Source organism: Actinomadura sp. K4S16, from assembly GCF_008327685.1.
Taxonomy (GTDB): Bacteria; Actinomycetota; Actinomycetes; order Streptosporangiales; family Streptosporangiaceae; genus Spirillospora.
Window position 1 is genome coordinate 428,084 of record NZ_BDDE01000016.1, and the last position, 14,130, is coordinate 442,213.

Genomic DNA, 14,130 nt, shown 5'->3' on the forward strand with positions numbered 1-14,130 from the left:
AGACCAGCTGCGCCGCATCCTCCAAGGCTGGCGGCCCCACGAAAAGGAGACGGTTGGGTGGCACGCATCGGCGACGGCGGTGACCTGCTCAAGTGCTCGTTCTGCGGGAAGAGCCAGAAGCAGGTCAAGAAGCTCATCGCGGGTCCGGGCGTGTACATCTGCGACGAGTGCATCGATCTCTGCAACGAGATCATCGAGGAGGAGCTCTCCGAGACCTCCGACCTCAAGTGGGACAACCTGCCCAAGCCGCGGGAGATCTACGAGTTCCTCGACTCCTACGTCATCGGGCAGGAGACGGCGAAGAAGGCGCTCTCCGTCGCCGTCTACAACCACTACAAGCGGATCCAGTCGGGTGACACCGGCCGTGACGACCTGGTCGAGCTGGGCAAGTCCAACATCCTGCTCCTCGGTCCCACCGGATCCGGCAAGACGCTGCTCGCGCAGACGCTCGCCAAGCTGCTCAACGTCCCGTTCGCGATCGCGGACGCCACGGCGCTGACGGAGGCGGGCTACGTCGGGGAGGACGTGGAGAACATCCTCCTCAAGCTGATCCAGGCGGCCGACTACGACGTCAAGAAGGCCGAGACCGGGATCATCTACATCGACGAGGTCGACAAGATCGCCCGCAAGAGCGAGAACCCGTCGATCACCCGCGACGTGTCGGGGGAGGGCGTCCAGCAGGCCCTGCTGAAGATCCTGGAGGGCACCACCGCGAGCGTCCCGCCGCAGGGCGGCCGCAAGCACCCGCACCAGGAGTTCATCCAGATCGACACCACCAACGTGCTGTTCATCTGCGGCGGCGCGTTCGCCGGCCTGGAGAAGATCGTCGAGTCCCGGGTCGGCAAGCAGGGCATGGGCTTCGGCGCGCAGATCCGCTCCAAGTCCGACTTCGAGGAGTCGTCGGCCGTGCTCGGCGACGTGATGCCGGAGGACCTGCTGAAGTTCGGGATGATCCCCGAGTTCATCGGCCGGCTCCCGGTGATCACCTCCGTGCACAACCTGGACCGCGAGGCCCTGATCAACATCCTCACCGAGCCGAAGAACGCGCTGGTCCGCCAGTACCACCGCCTCTTCGAGCTCGACGGGGTCGACCTGGAGTTCACCGACGACGCCCTGGAGGCCATCGCCGACCAGGCGATCCTGCGCGGCACGGGTGCCCGCGGCCTCCGCGCGATCATGGAGGAGGTGCTCCTGTCGGTGATGTACGAGGTGCCGAGCCGCCAGGACGTCGCCCGCGTCGTCATCACCCGCGAGGCGGTGCTGGAGCACGTCAACCCGACCCTCGTCCCGCGCGACCGCCCCAAGCGCGAGCCGCGGGAGAAGTCGGCCTGACGCCGCACGGAACGGTCTGAGACCACAGAAGAGCAGCGGGCGCCCACCGGGCCCCGCTGCTCTTCGCTTTCCTCACAGGGCCCGCCGGGTCAACGGAGCGATCGGCCGCGGGACGGGTGGTTCCTGAGGGCGAAGTCGACCGTGTCCAGCGCCCACGACCAGGACGCGTCGGCGTCGCGGCGGGTGTGGCCGAAGGCGCCCGCCAGTTCCAGGCTCACATAGCCGTGGAACACGCTGCCGAGGAAGCGCACGGCGTCGGTCTGGTCGGGTTCCGGAAGGTCGTATCCGCGCAGGATCGCCCTCGTCATCTCCGCGTGCCGAGGCCCGGCGCTCGCCGCCGCGGTCTCGGGGTCGAGTTCGAACCGGGCCGCGGCGTACCGCCCGGGGTGCTCCGCGGCGTAGGCCCGGTAGGCGCCGGCGCACGCGACGAGGGCGTCCTTGCCCGCGCGTCCCGCCACCGCGCCCGCGACCCTGTCGGCCAGCTCCTCCAGCGCCAGCAGCGCGACCCGCACCTTCAGCTCCCGGGCGTTCTCGATGTGCGCGTACAGGCTCGGGTCCTTGACACCGAGCCTGCGCGCCACCGCCGAGACGGTCAGCCGGTCGAAGCCGATCTCGTCGGCCAGCTCCGCCGCCGTCCGGGCGAGGCGTTCGGCGGTGATGCCCGCGCGCGCCATGGGACCTCCATGCCTTAAATGATTTTGTATTTGCCTAAATATATTAGGTAGCCTCGCCACCGCAACGCCCGCCGCCGCGCGGGCCACCCGCCGGCAGGGAGGCCGACATGACCGAGTGGACCACGACGCCCATCGACGCGCGCATCCTGCGCGGCGCGCTCGAACTGGAGCGCACCGGCCGCGGAGTGCTGCCGCACCGGCTGCCCCTCGCCGCCCGCGCGCAGTTCCCGGACGAGTACCTGGCGAGGACGGAGGAGCAGCCGTCGGGGGTGCGGCTGGCCTTCCGTACCCGGGCCACCGCCGTGGAGGTGGACGTCCTGCCCACCAAGCGGGCCTACCAGGGCACTCCGCCGCAACCGGACGGCATCTACGACCTCGTGGTCGACGGCCGCCCGGCGAGCCAAGGCACCGTGCCCGGAGGGAACCTGGCCGTCATCGACATGGCGACCCAGAAGGCGGTCACCACGCCGGGCGAGCCGGGCACCCTCCGGTTCGCGGGGCTGTCCGCCGAGGCCAAGGACGTGGAGATCTGGCTGCCGCAGGTCGAGACCACCGAGCTGATCGCGCTGCGCACCGACGCGCCCGTCGAGCCCGTCCCGGACAGGGGCCGCCCGGTGTGGCTGCACCACGGCAGCTCGATCAGCCACGGCTCCACCGCCGCGAGCCCCACCTCCACCTGGCCCGCGGTGGCCGCCGCCCGCGGCGGGGCGGACCTGGTCAACCTGGGGTTCGGCGGCAACGCGCTGCTCGACCCGTTCACCGCGCGGGCGATCCGCGACACTCCCGCCGACCTGGTCAGCATCAAGATCGGCATCAACGTGGCGAACGCCGACGCGATGCGCCTGCGCGCGTTCGTGCCCGCCGTGCACGGCTTCCTCGACACCGTCCGCGAGGGGCATCCCGACACGCCGCTGCTGCTCGTCTCGCCGATCCTGTGCCCCATCCAGGAGGACACGCCGGGGCCCCTCGCCCCCGATTTCGGGGCCTCGCGCCTGCGGTTCCGGGCCATGGGCGACCCGGCGGAGGTCGCGACCGGACGCCTGACGCTCAGCGTCATCAGGGACGCGCTGGCCGGCATCGCCGCGCGGCGCGCCGAGAGCGACCCCCACCTGCACTACCTTGACGGACGCGCCCTCTACGGCGAGGCCGACTACGCCGAGACGCCCCTGCCGGACGAGGTGCACCCCGCGCCCGAGACCCACCGGCGCATCGGCGAACGCTTCGCCGCCCTGGTCTTCGAGGACGAGAACGGCGCCTTCGCGCGCCGCTCAGCCGGAGCCGGGCATCGCTGAAGCGGGGGAGCGCCGTCGGGCCGGGGCGGGTCAGCCGCGCGACTCGCCGAGGCCGGCCTCGCGGGCCAGCACGATGGCCTGGGCGCGGTCGGCGACGTGCAGCTTCATGAAGATGTTCGAGACGTGGTTGCGGACGGTCTTCTGGCTGAGGAAGAGCGTCCCGGCGATCTCGGTGTTGCTGCGGCCCTGCGCGACCAGTTCGAGGACCTCCCGCTCCCGCTCGGTGAGCTGCGGGAACGCGGCCTGCCTCGGGTCGGGCATGTCGGTGAAGTAGGTGAGCACGCGGCGCGCGATCTCCGGGCCGTAGATGGCCTCGCCCGCCGCGACCGCCTTCACCGCGCGGGCGATCTCCTCCGCGCCCGACTCCTTCAGCAGGTAGCCGCGGGCGCCGGCGCGCATCGCCGCGAAGACCGAGTCGTCGTCGCGGAACATCGTCAGCACCAGCACGCCGATGCGCGGGCTGGTGCGGGTGATGGTGCGGGTCGCCTCGATGCCGTTGCCGCCGGGCATGTGCAGGTCCATGACGACGACGTCCGGCTGGAGTTCCGCCGCCAGCCGCACCGCGTCGGGCCCGTTCTCGGCCTCGCCGACGACCTCCACCCCGAGCGCCTGCAGCAGGCCCTTCAGCCCCTGCCGGAACACCGGATGGTCGTCGGTGATGAGCACCCGGATGGTCTCGGTCATCGTCGCCCGTCTCTTTCGATGGATGGACGATGGTACCCGGCGGCGGTCTCCGCGGCGGCGAGCGGGAGCCGGACGGCGACGACGGTGCCGCCGCCGTTCCGGGACGTGATCGCGCAGCTGCCGCCGACCTCGGCGGCCCACTCCTTCATCGCGGCCAGGCCGCGGCGCGGGCGCGGCTGGCCGCCGTTGCGGGCGGTGTCGGCCAGGCCGGGCCCGGTGTCGGCGACCATCAGGTGCAGGTCGGTGTCGCGGGTCAGCCTGACCGTCGCGACGCTCTCCGAGGCGTGCAGCCGGACGTTCGTCAGCGCCTCCTGCGCGATCCGGTACGCCGCGACCTCCACCGCCGCCGGCAGGCCCGCGGGCTCGCCGTCGAACCGGACGTCCACCCGCTCGCAGCAGCCCTCGGCGAACGACTCGATGGCGGCGACGAGGCCGAGGTCGTCCAGCGCGGGGGGCCGCAGCCCGTGCGCCAGGTCCCGGATCTCCCCGACGGCCGTCGCCAGCCGGTCCCGGACCTCGGCGAGCAGCGGGTCCATCCGCTCCGGCTCGCCGGCGAGCGTGATGCGCGCCGCGTCCAGGGACATCGCGAGGCTCGCGAGCGTCGGGCCGAGCCCGTCGTGCAGGTCGTTGCGCAGCTGCCGGCGCTCCTCCTCCCGGCTGGCGAGGATGCGCTCCCGGGAGCGCTGGAGGTCGGTGGTGAGGCGGCGGAGGTGAGGGAGTGTCGCGGCGCGCGCCGCCACGGCCCCCGCTGTGAACGCGCCGGCCAGCACGGCGGCGCGTGCCAGTACCGCTCGCATCCCTTCCCTCTCCCTCCGCCTGCCGTTGCGGGACTACGCCGCCCACCCTTTCCGGCGGGGCGACCCGATGTCAGGTGACCAGTGTCCCGAACGCGACGGGAAACCGCTCTCCGCCCCGGTTCGGCGCGCCGTCGCGGCCGTCCCACCCCCGGCGTCCCCGTAGAATCGTCAGCCGTGACACAGCCCAGCAATGAGCGCGGCCAGGGCGCCGCCGCGGACGTCGACCTTCCCACCCAGTACCGACCGGCCGAGGTAGAGGGCCGGCTCTACGAGCGGTGGGTATCGGCGGGGCTGTTCACCGCCGATCCCGAGCGCGCGCCGGAGCGGCCCGCCTTCTCCATCGTGATCCCGCCGCCGAACGTGACCGGTTCGCTGCACATGGGCCACGCCCTCGACCACTCCATCCAGGACACCCTCGTCCGGCGCCGCCGGATGCAGGGCCACGAGGTGGCGTGGGTGCCGGGCATGGACCACGCGGGCATCGCCACGCAGATCGTGGTGGAGCGCGGGCTCGCCAAGGAGGGGCTGTCGCGGCACGACCTCGGCCGCGCCGACTTCGTCGAGCGCATCTGGCGGTGGAAGGCGGAGTCCGGGGGCCGCATCCTCGGCCAGATGCGCCGCCTCGGCGACAGCGTCGACTGGACGCGCGAGGCGTTCACGATGGACGACGACCGCGCCCGCGCCGTCCGGACGATCTTCAAGCGGCTGTTCGACGACGGGCTCATCTACCGCGCCGAGCGCATCATCAACTGGTGCCCGCGCTGCCTGACGGCCCTGTCGGACATCGAGGTCGAGCACGAGGAGGTCGACGGCGAGCTGGTCTCGCTCCGGTACGGGTCGGGCGAGGACGAGATCGTCGTCGCGACCACCCGGGCGGAGACGATGCTCGGCGACACCGCCGTGGCCGTCCACCCGGAGGACGCCCGGTACGCGCACATGGTCGGGCGGGAGATCGAGCTCCCGCTGACCGGCCGCCGCATCCCGGTCGTCGCCGACGAGCACGTCGACCCCGCGTTCGGCACCGGCGCCGTCAAGGTGACGCCCGCGCACGACCCGAACGACTTCGAGATCGGGCGCCGGCACTCGCTGCCGTCCCTGTCGGTCATGGACGAGCGGGGCGTCGTCACCGCGCCCGGCCCCTTCGAGGGCCTCGACCGGTTCGAGGCCCGCCCGGCGGTCGTGGCCGCGCTGCGCGAGCAGGGCCGGATCGTCAAGGAGGTCCGCCCCTACAAGCACTCGGTCGGGCACTGCCAGCGCTGCGCCACGGTCGTCGAGCCGCGCGTGTCGCTCCAGTGGTTCGTGAAGGTCGAGTCGCTGGCGCGGGCCGCGGGCGACGCCGTCCGCGACGGCCGCGTGAAGATCCACCCGCCGGAGATGGCGTCCCGCTACTTCGAGTGGGTCGACAACATGCACGACTGGTGCATCAGCCGGCAGCTGTGGTGGGGGCACCGGATCCCGGTCTGGTACGGGCCGGACGGCGAGGTCGTCTGCCCGGGCCCTGACGAGGAGCCGCCCGCCGGCTGGACGCAGGACTCCGACGTCCTCGACACGTGGTTCTCGTCCGCGCTGTGGCCGTTCTCCACGCTCGGCTGGCCGGACGAGACCCCCGACCTGAAGCGGTTCTACCCCACGTCCGTCCTGGTCACGGGATACGACATCCTGTTCTTCTGGGTCGCCCGCATGATGATGTTCGGGCTGTACGCGATGGACGGCGTCCAGCCGTTCGACACCATCGCGCTGCACGGGATGGTCCGCGACCAGTTCGGCAAGAAGATGTCCAAGTCGTTCGGGAACGTCATCGACCCGCTCGACTGGATCGACGCCTACGGCGCCGACGCGACCCGCTTCACACTGCTGCGCGGCGCGAACCCGGGCGGCGACGTCCCGGTGGCCGAGGAGTGGGCGCAGGGGTCGCGCAACTTCTGCAACAAGCTGTGGAACGCGACCCGGTTCGCGCTCATCAACGGCGCGCACGTCCGCGGCGACATGCCTTCCGAGATCTCCACGGTCGACGCCTGGATCCTGTCCCGGCTGCACGCGGTGATCGAGGAGGTCGACGCGCACCTGGAGGGGTTCGACTTCGCCAAGGCGTGCGAGGCGCTCTACCACTTCGCGTGGGACGAGGTCTGCGACTGGTACGTGGAGCTGGCCAAGGTGCAGCTCGCCGACGAGCGCGCCGAGGCGACCCGGCGGGTGCTCGGCGAGGTCCTCGACAACCTGCTGCGGCTGCTGCACCCGGTCGTCCCGTTCGTGACCGAGGAGCTGTGGACGTCCCTCACCGGCGGGGAGACGGTCGTCACCGCGCCGTGGCCGGCGGCCGACCCGGGGCGGCGCGACGGCGCCGCGGAGGAGCTCGTCGCCTCGCTCCAGCGGATGGTGACCGAGGTCCGGCGGTTCCGCGCCGACCAGGGTCTCAAGCCCGGCCAGCGGGTCGCCGCGCGGATCGACTGGAACGGCTCGGCCCTGCACCGCCACGAGGACGGCATCCGCTCGCTGCTGCGCCTCACCGACCCCGAGGACGGCTTCTCCTCGACGGCGTCCCTGCCGGTCGAGGACGTGAAGGTGCACCTCGACACCGCCGGCGTGATCGACGTCGCCGCCGAGCGCAAGCGGCTGGAGAAGGACCTGGCCGCCGCCCGCAAGGAGGTCGACCAGGCGCGGCGCAAGCTCGGCAACGAGGCGTTCATGGCCAAGGCGCCCGAGGCGGTCGTCGCGAAGAACCGCGACCGGCTCGCCCAGGCGGAGGCCGACATCGGCAGGCTGGAGGCTCAGCTGGCCGCGCTCCCGGCGGGCTGAGCGCGGCGCCGGCGGGCGCATCCTGACAGCGGGGCCAACACGACGATCTTTCGGCGCGGCGGCCCCGCCGCCGTTACGATCCGGTAGGGCCTGTAGGCCTTTGCGGCATTGGAAGCATCGGGAGTGCAATGGCCGAATCACCACCTCGGTCCGGCATGCCGGACTCCCCGTCCGGCGACGACCTGGACGCGGCGCAGGCCGGCGGGGACGCTTCCGGGCAGGAGGCCGCCCCCGCGCCTTTCGGCGGCATGCGCCCCTGGTGGTCGGTCGACATGGGCGACGGGACCGGCCCGCACGCGCTGGTGAACGGCACCGGTCCCCAGCCCCTGCCGAGGAACGGCACCGGCCCGCACCCCATGCCCGGCTCGGTGAACGGCTCGGGCTCGCATCCGGTCGTGGGAGGCACGGGCCCGCACGGCGTCCTGCGGGACGGCTCGGGGGCGCATCCGGTGGTCCGGAACGGCACTGGACCGCTGCCGCCGGTGACCGGCGCACCCGCCGGTTCCCGCCGCATGCCGAAGCTGCTGCTGGTGGCGGGCGCCGCCGCGGTCGCCGGGATGGTGCTCGTCGCGGGCGTGCTGGCCTGGCGGACCGGCGGCGCCCGCAAGGCGGCCGAGACGGCGGCGGGCCCCGCGGCGTCCGACAAGGTGATCAACGCGGGCCCGACGGCCGGGGGACTGCGCAAGGACCCGCTCACCGCGCCGCAGGCGAGCGCCGCGTACCCGTTCGTCGCGGGCGCGCTGGAGGCGGGCGGCGTGCCGGTCGCGAAGAGCGGCCTGGCCGTCTACACCGAGGAGCCGGTGCGCAGGGTCAGCCTCCTGTTCGCGGGCGGGACGGGCCGCATCGGCGACCCCGCCGACTTCCTGCAGAAGACGCAGCCCACCACGTTCATCGCCGGGCAGGACGCCGACCCGGGCCGCAAGGGCGGCAAGGCGGTCTGCGGCACGTTCGCCGTCCTCGCCGAGACCCACACCTACTGCGCGTGGGCGACCCGCGACTCCTTCGGCGTCGTCGCGTCCAACAGGCCCACGGTGAACCCGCAGTTCCCGCTGATGGCCGATCTGATGCACCGCATCAGGAAGGACGTCGAGAAGCCGAAGTGACGTAGAGGCAGTCGGTGTCGGCGTCCACCGCGTCCAGGACGAGCCCGGTGAAGTAGACCGTGCCGAGGGCGACCACGCGGTGGCCCAGGGTCGCCAGCGCCTCGGGCGTGACGGCGGTCGACTCGACGACGTCCCAGTGGGGCGGCAATGCGTGGGTGAAGCGGAGGTGCGGCAGCGGCAGCCGCACGAACGTGACGGGCAGTGCGCCCAGCTCGGCGATGGCGCCGTCCAGGTCCTTGTGGTCGGGGAGGCAGACGACGGCGTGGTCGATCGTCCCCCACGCCTTTCGCGCGGCGGCGAGGGCGGCGGCGATCCCGGTCCGGTCGATCGCGGAGTCGACGAGCACCCGCGTGGCCGATCCGGGCACGTCGTGCCAGGACAGGCGGCCTGGCAGGACGATCGTGGACAGCACGTCCCGCACCGCGCCCGCGGGGGGCTCGGCCACTCCGGGGAGGCGGCGGGCGGCGGCCACGCCGAGTTCGGCCGCCGCGCGCCCGAGACCGGCGGGGAGGAGGTCCGGGGGGATTCCGCTGGTGCCGGGCTCCACGAACTCCGCGGCGGCGAGCACCCGCGCGACCTCGGCCGACTGGGGAGCCGACAGGACGCGCGTGTGCGGCCCGGCGACGCCGAGCTTCTCCTCGGCGATCTCCGCCTCGGTGTCGCCGAGGACGCCGGCGTGCTCCCGGAAGACCGGCGTGATCGCGGCGACGTCCGGCGGGAACAGGGCGACCTCGTCCGACCGCCCGCCCATGCCCGCCTCCAGGACGAGCGCGTCCGCCCCGGCGCGGCGCGCATGCAGGACGCCCGCGATCGTGAAGAGCCCCGACGGCGACAGGTAGCCCCCGGACGGGGGCGGAAGGGCCGTGACGGCCTCGTCGAGGGCGTCCGCAAGGAAGGCGAGTTCCTCGGGGGAGACGGCGCGACCGTCCATCCTGATGCGGTCCCGATGGCTGCGCAGCCCCGGACTCGTGACGGTGCACACACGGAGCCCGGCGGCCCCGAGGAAGGCCGACGCGTACGTCGCGGCCGTCCCCTTGCCCTTGGAGCCGACGACGGTCAGGACGGGAACGCCCGGCGCGAGGAGGCCCAGCGCCCTGGCGAGGGCACGGGCCCGCCCGATGTCGCGGGTCTCGCCCGGAGCGCGCCGCTCCCACTCGCGGAAGAACACCTCCATGCCTCCAGTGTGGCCGCCTCCAGTGTGGGCCCGGGCGGGGGCGCGCCCACCGCCGAGTAGGCTCTGTGACCGTGAGTCAGGTATCCGAGCCGTCCGATTACAGGGCCACCGTCGCCGCGATCATGGGGCGGGGGGTCGAGTGGGACATCGACCCGACCCTCGACCGGATCGCCGACCTGGTCGACGTCCTGGGCGGGCCGCAGCGCGCGTACCCGGTGATCCACATCGCCGGGACGAACGGCAAGTCCAGCACCGCGCGGCTCATCGAGGCGCTGCTGCGCGAGCGCGGCCTGCGCACCGGGCTCTACACCAGCCCCGAGCTGACGACGCTGCGCGAGCGCATCGCGATCGACGGGGAGCCGATCAGCGAGGAGGGCTTCGTCGAGACGTTCAACGACGTGCTGCCCTACCTCCAGCTGATCGACGGCAAGCACGAGACGCGGCTGTCGTTCTTCGAGGTGCTCACCGCGATGGCCTTCGCGGCGTTCGCGGACGCGCCGGTCGACGTGGCGGTGGTCGAGACCGGCATGGGCGGCGCCTGGGACGCCACGAACGTCGCCGACGGCGCCGTCGCGGTGATCACGCCGATCGGCCTGGACCACACCCGCTACCTCGGCGACACGCTGGAGCAGATCGCGGGGGAGAAGGCGGGCATCATCAAGCCGGGCGCGGTCGCGGTGCTGGCGCAGCAGCCGGTCGAGGCCGCCGAGGTGCTGCTGCACCGGGTCGTGGAGACCGGCGCGACGGCGGCGCGTGAGGGCGTCGAGTACGGCGTGCTGAGCCGGGACGTCGCGTTCGGCGGCCAGCAGATCGCGATCCGCGGCCTGCACGGCGTCTACGACGAGATCTTCCTGCCCCTGTTCGGCGAGCACCAGGCGAGCAACGCCGCGACGGCCCTGGCCGCCGTGGAGGCGTTCGCCAGCGGCGCCCCGACCCGGGGCGAGCCCAACCTGGAGGCCGCGACCCGGATCGCGCCCGGCGAGTCCTTCCTCGGCGGCGAGGAGGGGCAGCTCGACCCGGCGCTGGTCCGCAGCGGCTTCGCCAAGTCGGCCTCGCCGGGCCGGCTGGAGGTCGCCCGGACGGGCCCGACCGTCCTGCTGGACTCGGCGCACAACCCGGCGGGGATGGCCGCGACCGTCGCCACGGTCACCGAGTCGTTCGGCTTCACCCGGCTCGCCGGGGTCCTCGCCATCGCCGCCGACAAGGACGTCGCCGGGGTCCTCGACCAGCTCGAACCCGTGCTGGCCGAGCTGGTGGTGACCCGCAACTCCTCGCCGCGCTCGATGCCGCCCGAGGAGCTGGCCGAGATCGCCGAGGGGATCTTCGGGCCGGAGCGCGTCCATGTCGCCGAGCGCCTGGACGACGCCATCGACCGGGCGATCGGGCTCGCCGAGGAGACCGGCGAGTACCGGGGCGCCGGCGTGCTGATCACCGGCTCGGTGGTCACCGCGGGCGACGCCCGCACCCTGCTGCGCGTCGAGGAAGGCCGGTGACGGGCATGAGCACACGGACCGCCGCGAACCCGGCACGGAGGCTGTTCGCCACCGTGCTGGCGTGCGAGGCCATCGTGATCGCGCTCGCGATCCCGGTGGCGGTGACGGTGCTGGACGTGGACGGCGCGACCGCCGGCGGCGTGTGCGGCGGGCTGGCCTTCGCCTGCGTGCTGCTGGCGGGCCTGCTGCGGTTCCCGTGGGCGGTCGCCGCGGGCACGGTCCTGCAGGTGCTGATCATCGCGACCGGGTTCATGGTGCCGGCCATGTTCTTCCTCGGTGTCGTGTTCGGGGCGCTTTGGGGCACGGCCATTTGGCTGGGACGCAAGGTGGGGAACGCTCAGCCGCGCTAGGTTCGCGGGGACGGCACCATTGCGTCCGCCAATTCTCGCCAATCCCAATTATTGCCTTAATTTGGACATTTTTCCTTTCTGGGAATGTGCGTGCGGCGGATGACGACGTCCTAAGGAGCACGCCGTGTCCTCCCACGCACGCGAACACCCGCCCGGCGGCCTCGCAAGGAGGCGGCCCGCCACCGGGCCCCAGCCGCGCTTCCCCGAGGGCGCCGCCCGGCGGCGCCTCGCCATGCTCGGCGCGCTGCTGCTCACGTTCACCGCCCTGCCCGCCGCCGTCCTGGTCGTGCCCGACGCGTCCGGCGACGTGGTCCCGGCCGCCGCGAGCGCCCTCGCACTCGGCGACGCCGAGATCCCCGGGCTGCTGCGCGCCACCGGGCTGTCGCTGCCCGCGCTGCTGGTCACCGTGCCGCTCGCCGCCGTCGCCGCCCGCCGGTTCCCCGCGTGGTTCGTGCTCATGGCCGGGCTCGCGGTGCTGCTCGCCGGCACCGGCGCCGTCCGCCTCGCCGACTCGGTGCCCCTCGTCGGGGCGGTCAGGGCACTCCAGGGCGCCGGCGCGGGCATCGTCCTGCCCGCGAGCCTCGTCCTGGTGTGGGAACGGCGGAACCGCGCCCTGACCGCCGCCTGGGCCGGCGCCCTCGCGGGCACGCTGATCCTCGCGATGCCGCTGGCGCTGAAGGCCGTCCCGCCGCCCGCCGACGGCACCGCCGTCCCCGACTGGCGCGTCGCGCTCGCCCCCTACCCGCTGCTCGCCGTGGCCGCCACCGCGGCGGCGCTCGCCCACCCGCTCCTGTGCGCACGCCCCCGACGGCCGCTCGCGTTCCGGCGCACCGAGCGCGGCCAACTGCTCCTCGTGCTCGTCCCCGCAGGCGGCTTCGCGTTCCTCGCCGTCGCCGCCGCGCACAACTGGTCGCCCGGCGCGCGCCTCCTTCTCGCCGGCCTCGCGCTGCCCGCCCTGGCCGGACTCGCCCTCACCGGCGGCCGGGACTCGGCGGCGGGCAGCCCGTTCGGCTGCGCGGTCGTCATGATCGCCACCGGGCTGCTCTGCCACCCGGTCGCCGGCCCGCTGGCCGGGCTGGCCGCCGCCCGGGCCGGCACGGGGACCGGCGGCCCGCCGCTGCTCCCGTTCGCCGTCGCGGCCGCCGCAGCGCTCGCCGGGGCGCTCGCGGCCACCCGCACCGGGGCGCGCGGGGCCGTCCGCGCCGGCTACCTCCTCATGATCGTCGCCGTGCCGCTCGGCCTCGCGGGCGGCACCCCAGGCCGCTGGGCCCTGCTCGCCCCCCTCGTCCCCCTCGGCGCCGGCGCGGGGCTCGCCCTCGCCGCCTCGCTGCGGGACGCGAAGGCGGGCGCCGCGCTGTTCGGGCTGTCGCTGTGCTTCCCCGCGGTGCTGGCCGGGCAGCTGCTCGCCCTGTCGGCGCAGGCGGCGCGGTTGCAGCGGACGCGCCCCGTCACGGAGGCCCAGCAGATGCACGCGCTGCTGGAGGGCTACCGCGTCTGGCTGGTCATCGCCCTGGCGGCCGCCGTGCTGCTCGCCGGCGCCACCGCCCGCCTGTGCGCCGGACGCGCCGGGCGGCCGTGCGCCCGCGCCGCGCGGCACCCCGGGAATGCCGCCGCGGACCCGAGAGCCGGGTAGTATTCGCGCGCTCAACGAATCCGAAATCCTCGAGGAGAAAAACCCGTGTCCGAGCGCACTCTTGTCCTGGTCAAGCCCGACGGCGTTCGCCGCGGCGTCGTCGGCGAGGTCGTCTCCCGGATCGAGCGCAAGGGCCTGACGCTCGTCGCGCTGGAACTGCGGACCCTCGCCCGCGAGACCGCCGAGGCGCACTACGAGGAGCACGCCGGCAAGCCGTTCTTCGGCGAGCTGGTCGAGTTCATCACCGGCGGCCCGCTCGTCGCCATGGTCGTGGAGGGCCCGCGCGCCATCGAGGCGTTCCGCGCCCTCGCCGGCGCCACCGACCCGGTCAGCGCCACCCCCGGCACCATCCGCGGCGACTTCGCCCTGGAGATCGGCGAGAACATCGTCCACGGCTCCGACTCCACCTACTCCGCCGAGCGCGAGATCAAGCTCTTCTTCCCCGAGCTCGGCTGACCCAGGGGGAGCGACCCCCCTGGAACCCCCCGTTGCGAGCCGGGCGATCCTCACGCCACGGCTGAGGTTCTCGTGCCCGTGCGGGTTTTCGTCGTGGCGCTGCGGTCGCCCGGCTCGGCGGGTCGGGCGACCTCCAGGCGCTAGAGCGCCTTCCAGCCGCCCGACCCGCGATCCCGCTCAGGTCAACTCCAAGAGCGTGATGATGGTGGCTCATCCAAGAGCGTTGGACGTGCACGGTTCACACCCTCTTGGACTGGGTGCTCAGCCGGGGCGCGGGTAGGCGCGTGGAGCGAGCGCGGCGAGCGCAACGCGCGTGCCCGCCGACGCAGGCGACCGCAGCGACGCC

General features: G+C 73.6%; 12 protein-coding genes. 8 read left to right on the forward strand and 4 right to left on the reverse strand.

The genetic code is table 11. The annotated features are described in order from the left end of the window. Nucleotides 1–57: 57 nt before the first annotated feature. Complete coding sequence (clpX, locus tag K4S16_RS25840; protein WP_149261596.1) at nucleotides 58–1,332, forward strand: ATP-dependent Clp protease ATP-binding subunit ClpX; 1,275 nt, start codon at nucleotides 58–60, stop codon at nucleotides 1,330–1,332. Between the two features lie 89 nt (nucleotides 1,333–1,421). Here the strand turns inward: clpX and K4S16_RS25845 are convergent, their stop codons facing one another. Continuing rightward, nucleotides 1,422–2,006 (reverse strand): TetR/AcrR family transcriptional regulator, encoded by a 585-nt coding sequence (locus K4S16_RS25845; protein ID WP_149261597.1) that lies wholly within the window; start codon nucleotides 2,004–2,006, stop codon nucleotides 1,422–1,424. 107 nt (nucleotides 2,007–2,113) lie between these two features. Between K4S16_RS25845 and K4S16_RS25850 the strand changes: the two genes are divergently transcribed. Beyond that, nucleotides 2,114–3,298, forward strand: a complete 1,185-nt coding sequence (locus K4S16_RS25850; RefSeq protein WP_149261598.1) for a GDSL-type esterase/lipase family protein — start codon at nucleotides 2,114–2,116, stop codon at nucleotides 3,296–3,298. A gap of 30 nt (nucleotides 3,299–3,328) precedes the next feature. On the opposite strand, the gene K4S16_RS25855 is transcribed toward K4S16_RS25850, so the two are convergent. Together K4S16_RS25855 and K4S16_RS25860 are read right to left on the reverse strand one after the other, a co-directional pair. Then, nucleotides 3,329–3,982 (reverse strand): response regulator transcription factor, encoded by a 654-nt coding sequence (locus K4S16_RS25855; RefSeq protein WP_149261599.1) that lies wholly within the window; start codon nucleotides 3,980–3,982, stop codon nucleotides 3,329–3,331. Beyond that, a complete protein-coding gene (locus tag K4S16_RS25860) occupies nucleotides 3,979–4,779 on the reverse strand; it encodes a sensor histidine kinase (RefSeq protein ID WP_149261600.1) in 801 nt (266 codons plus the stop codon). The genes K4S16_RS25855 and K4S16_RS25860 overlap by 4 nt, the downstream gene beginning before the upstream one ends. Before the next feature lie 174 nt (nucleotides 4,780–4,953). Between K4S16_RS25860 and K4S16_RS25865 the strand changes: the two genes are divergently transcribed. Further along, entirely contained in the window at nucleotides 4,954–7,575 is a 2,622-nt protein-coding gene (locus K4S16_RS25865) for a valine--tRNA ligase (RefSeq protein ID WP_149261601.1), read from the forward strand. A 155-nt stretch (nucleotides 7,576–7,730) separates the two neighbouring features. After that, complete coding sequence (locus K4S16_RS25870) at nucleotides 7,731–8,678, forward strand: hypothetical protein (protein ID WP_149261602.1); 948 nt, start codon at nucleotides 7,731–7,733, stop codon at nucleotides 8,676–8,678. Here the strand turns inward: K4S16_RS25870 and K4S16_RS25875 are convergent. Then, nucleotides 8,650–9,852, reverse strand: a complete 1,203-nt coding sequence (locus tag K4S16_RS25875; protein WP_149261603.1) for a hypothetical protein — start codon at nucleotides 9,850–9,852, stop codon at nucleotides 8,650–8,652. The two genes, K4S16_RS25870 and K4S16_RS25875, sit on opposite strands and share 29 nt — an antisense overlap. 122 nt (nucleotides 9,853–9,974) lie before the next feature. Here K4S16_RS25875 and K4S16_RS25880 point away from each other — a divergent pair, with 122 nt between their 5' ends. From K4S16_RS25880 to ndk, 4 genes are all read left to right on the forward strand, one after another. Continuing rightward, nucleotides 9,975–11,345 (forward strand): folylpolyglutamate synthase/dihydrofolate synthase family protein, encoded by a 1,371-nt coding sequence (locus K4S16_RS25880; protein WP_149261681.1) that lies wholly within the window; start codon nucleotides 9,975–9,977, stop codon nucleotides 11,343–11,345. Nucleotides 11,346–11,350: 5 nt separating this feature from the next. Continuing rightward, nucleotides 11,351–11,695 (forward strand): DUF4233 domain-containing protein, encoded by a 345-nt coding sequence (locus tag K4S16_RS25885; protein ID WP_149261604.1) that lies wholly within the window; start codon nucleotides 11,351–11,353, stop codon nucleotides 11,693–11,695. 124 nt (nucleotides 11,696–11,819) lie between these two features. Further along, nucleotides 11,820–13,328 (forward strand): hypothetical protein, encoded by a 1,509-nt coding sequence (locus K4S16_RS25890; protein ID WP_149261605.1) that lies wholly within the window; start codon nucleotides 11,820–11,822, stop codon nucleotides 13,326–13,328. A 45-nt stretch (nucleotides 13,329–13,373) separates the two neighbouring features. Further along, nucleotides 13,374–13,784: a nucleoside-diphosphate kinase gene (ndk, locus tag K4S16_RS25895; RefSeq protein ID WP_149261606.1), complete on the forward strand. Its 411-nt coding sequence runs from the start codon at nucleotides 13,374–13,376 to the stop codon at nucleotides 13,782–13,784. The last annotated feature ends 346 nt before the right edge of the window (nucleotides 13,785–14,130 follow it).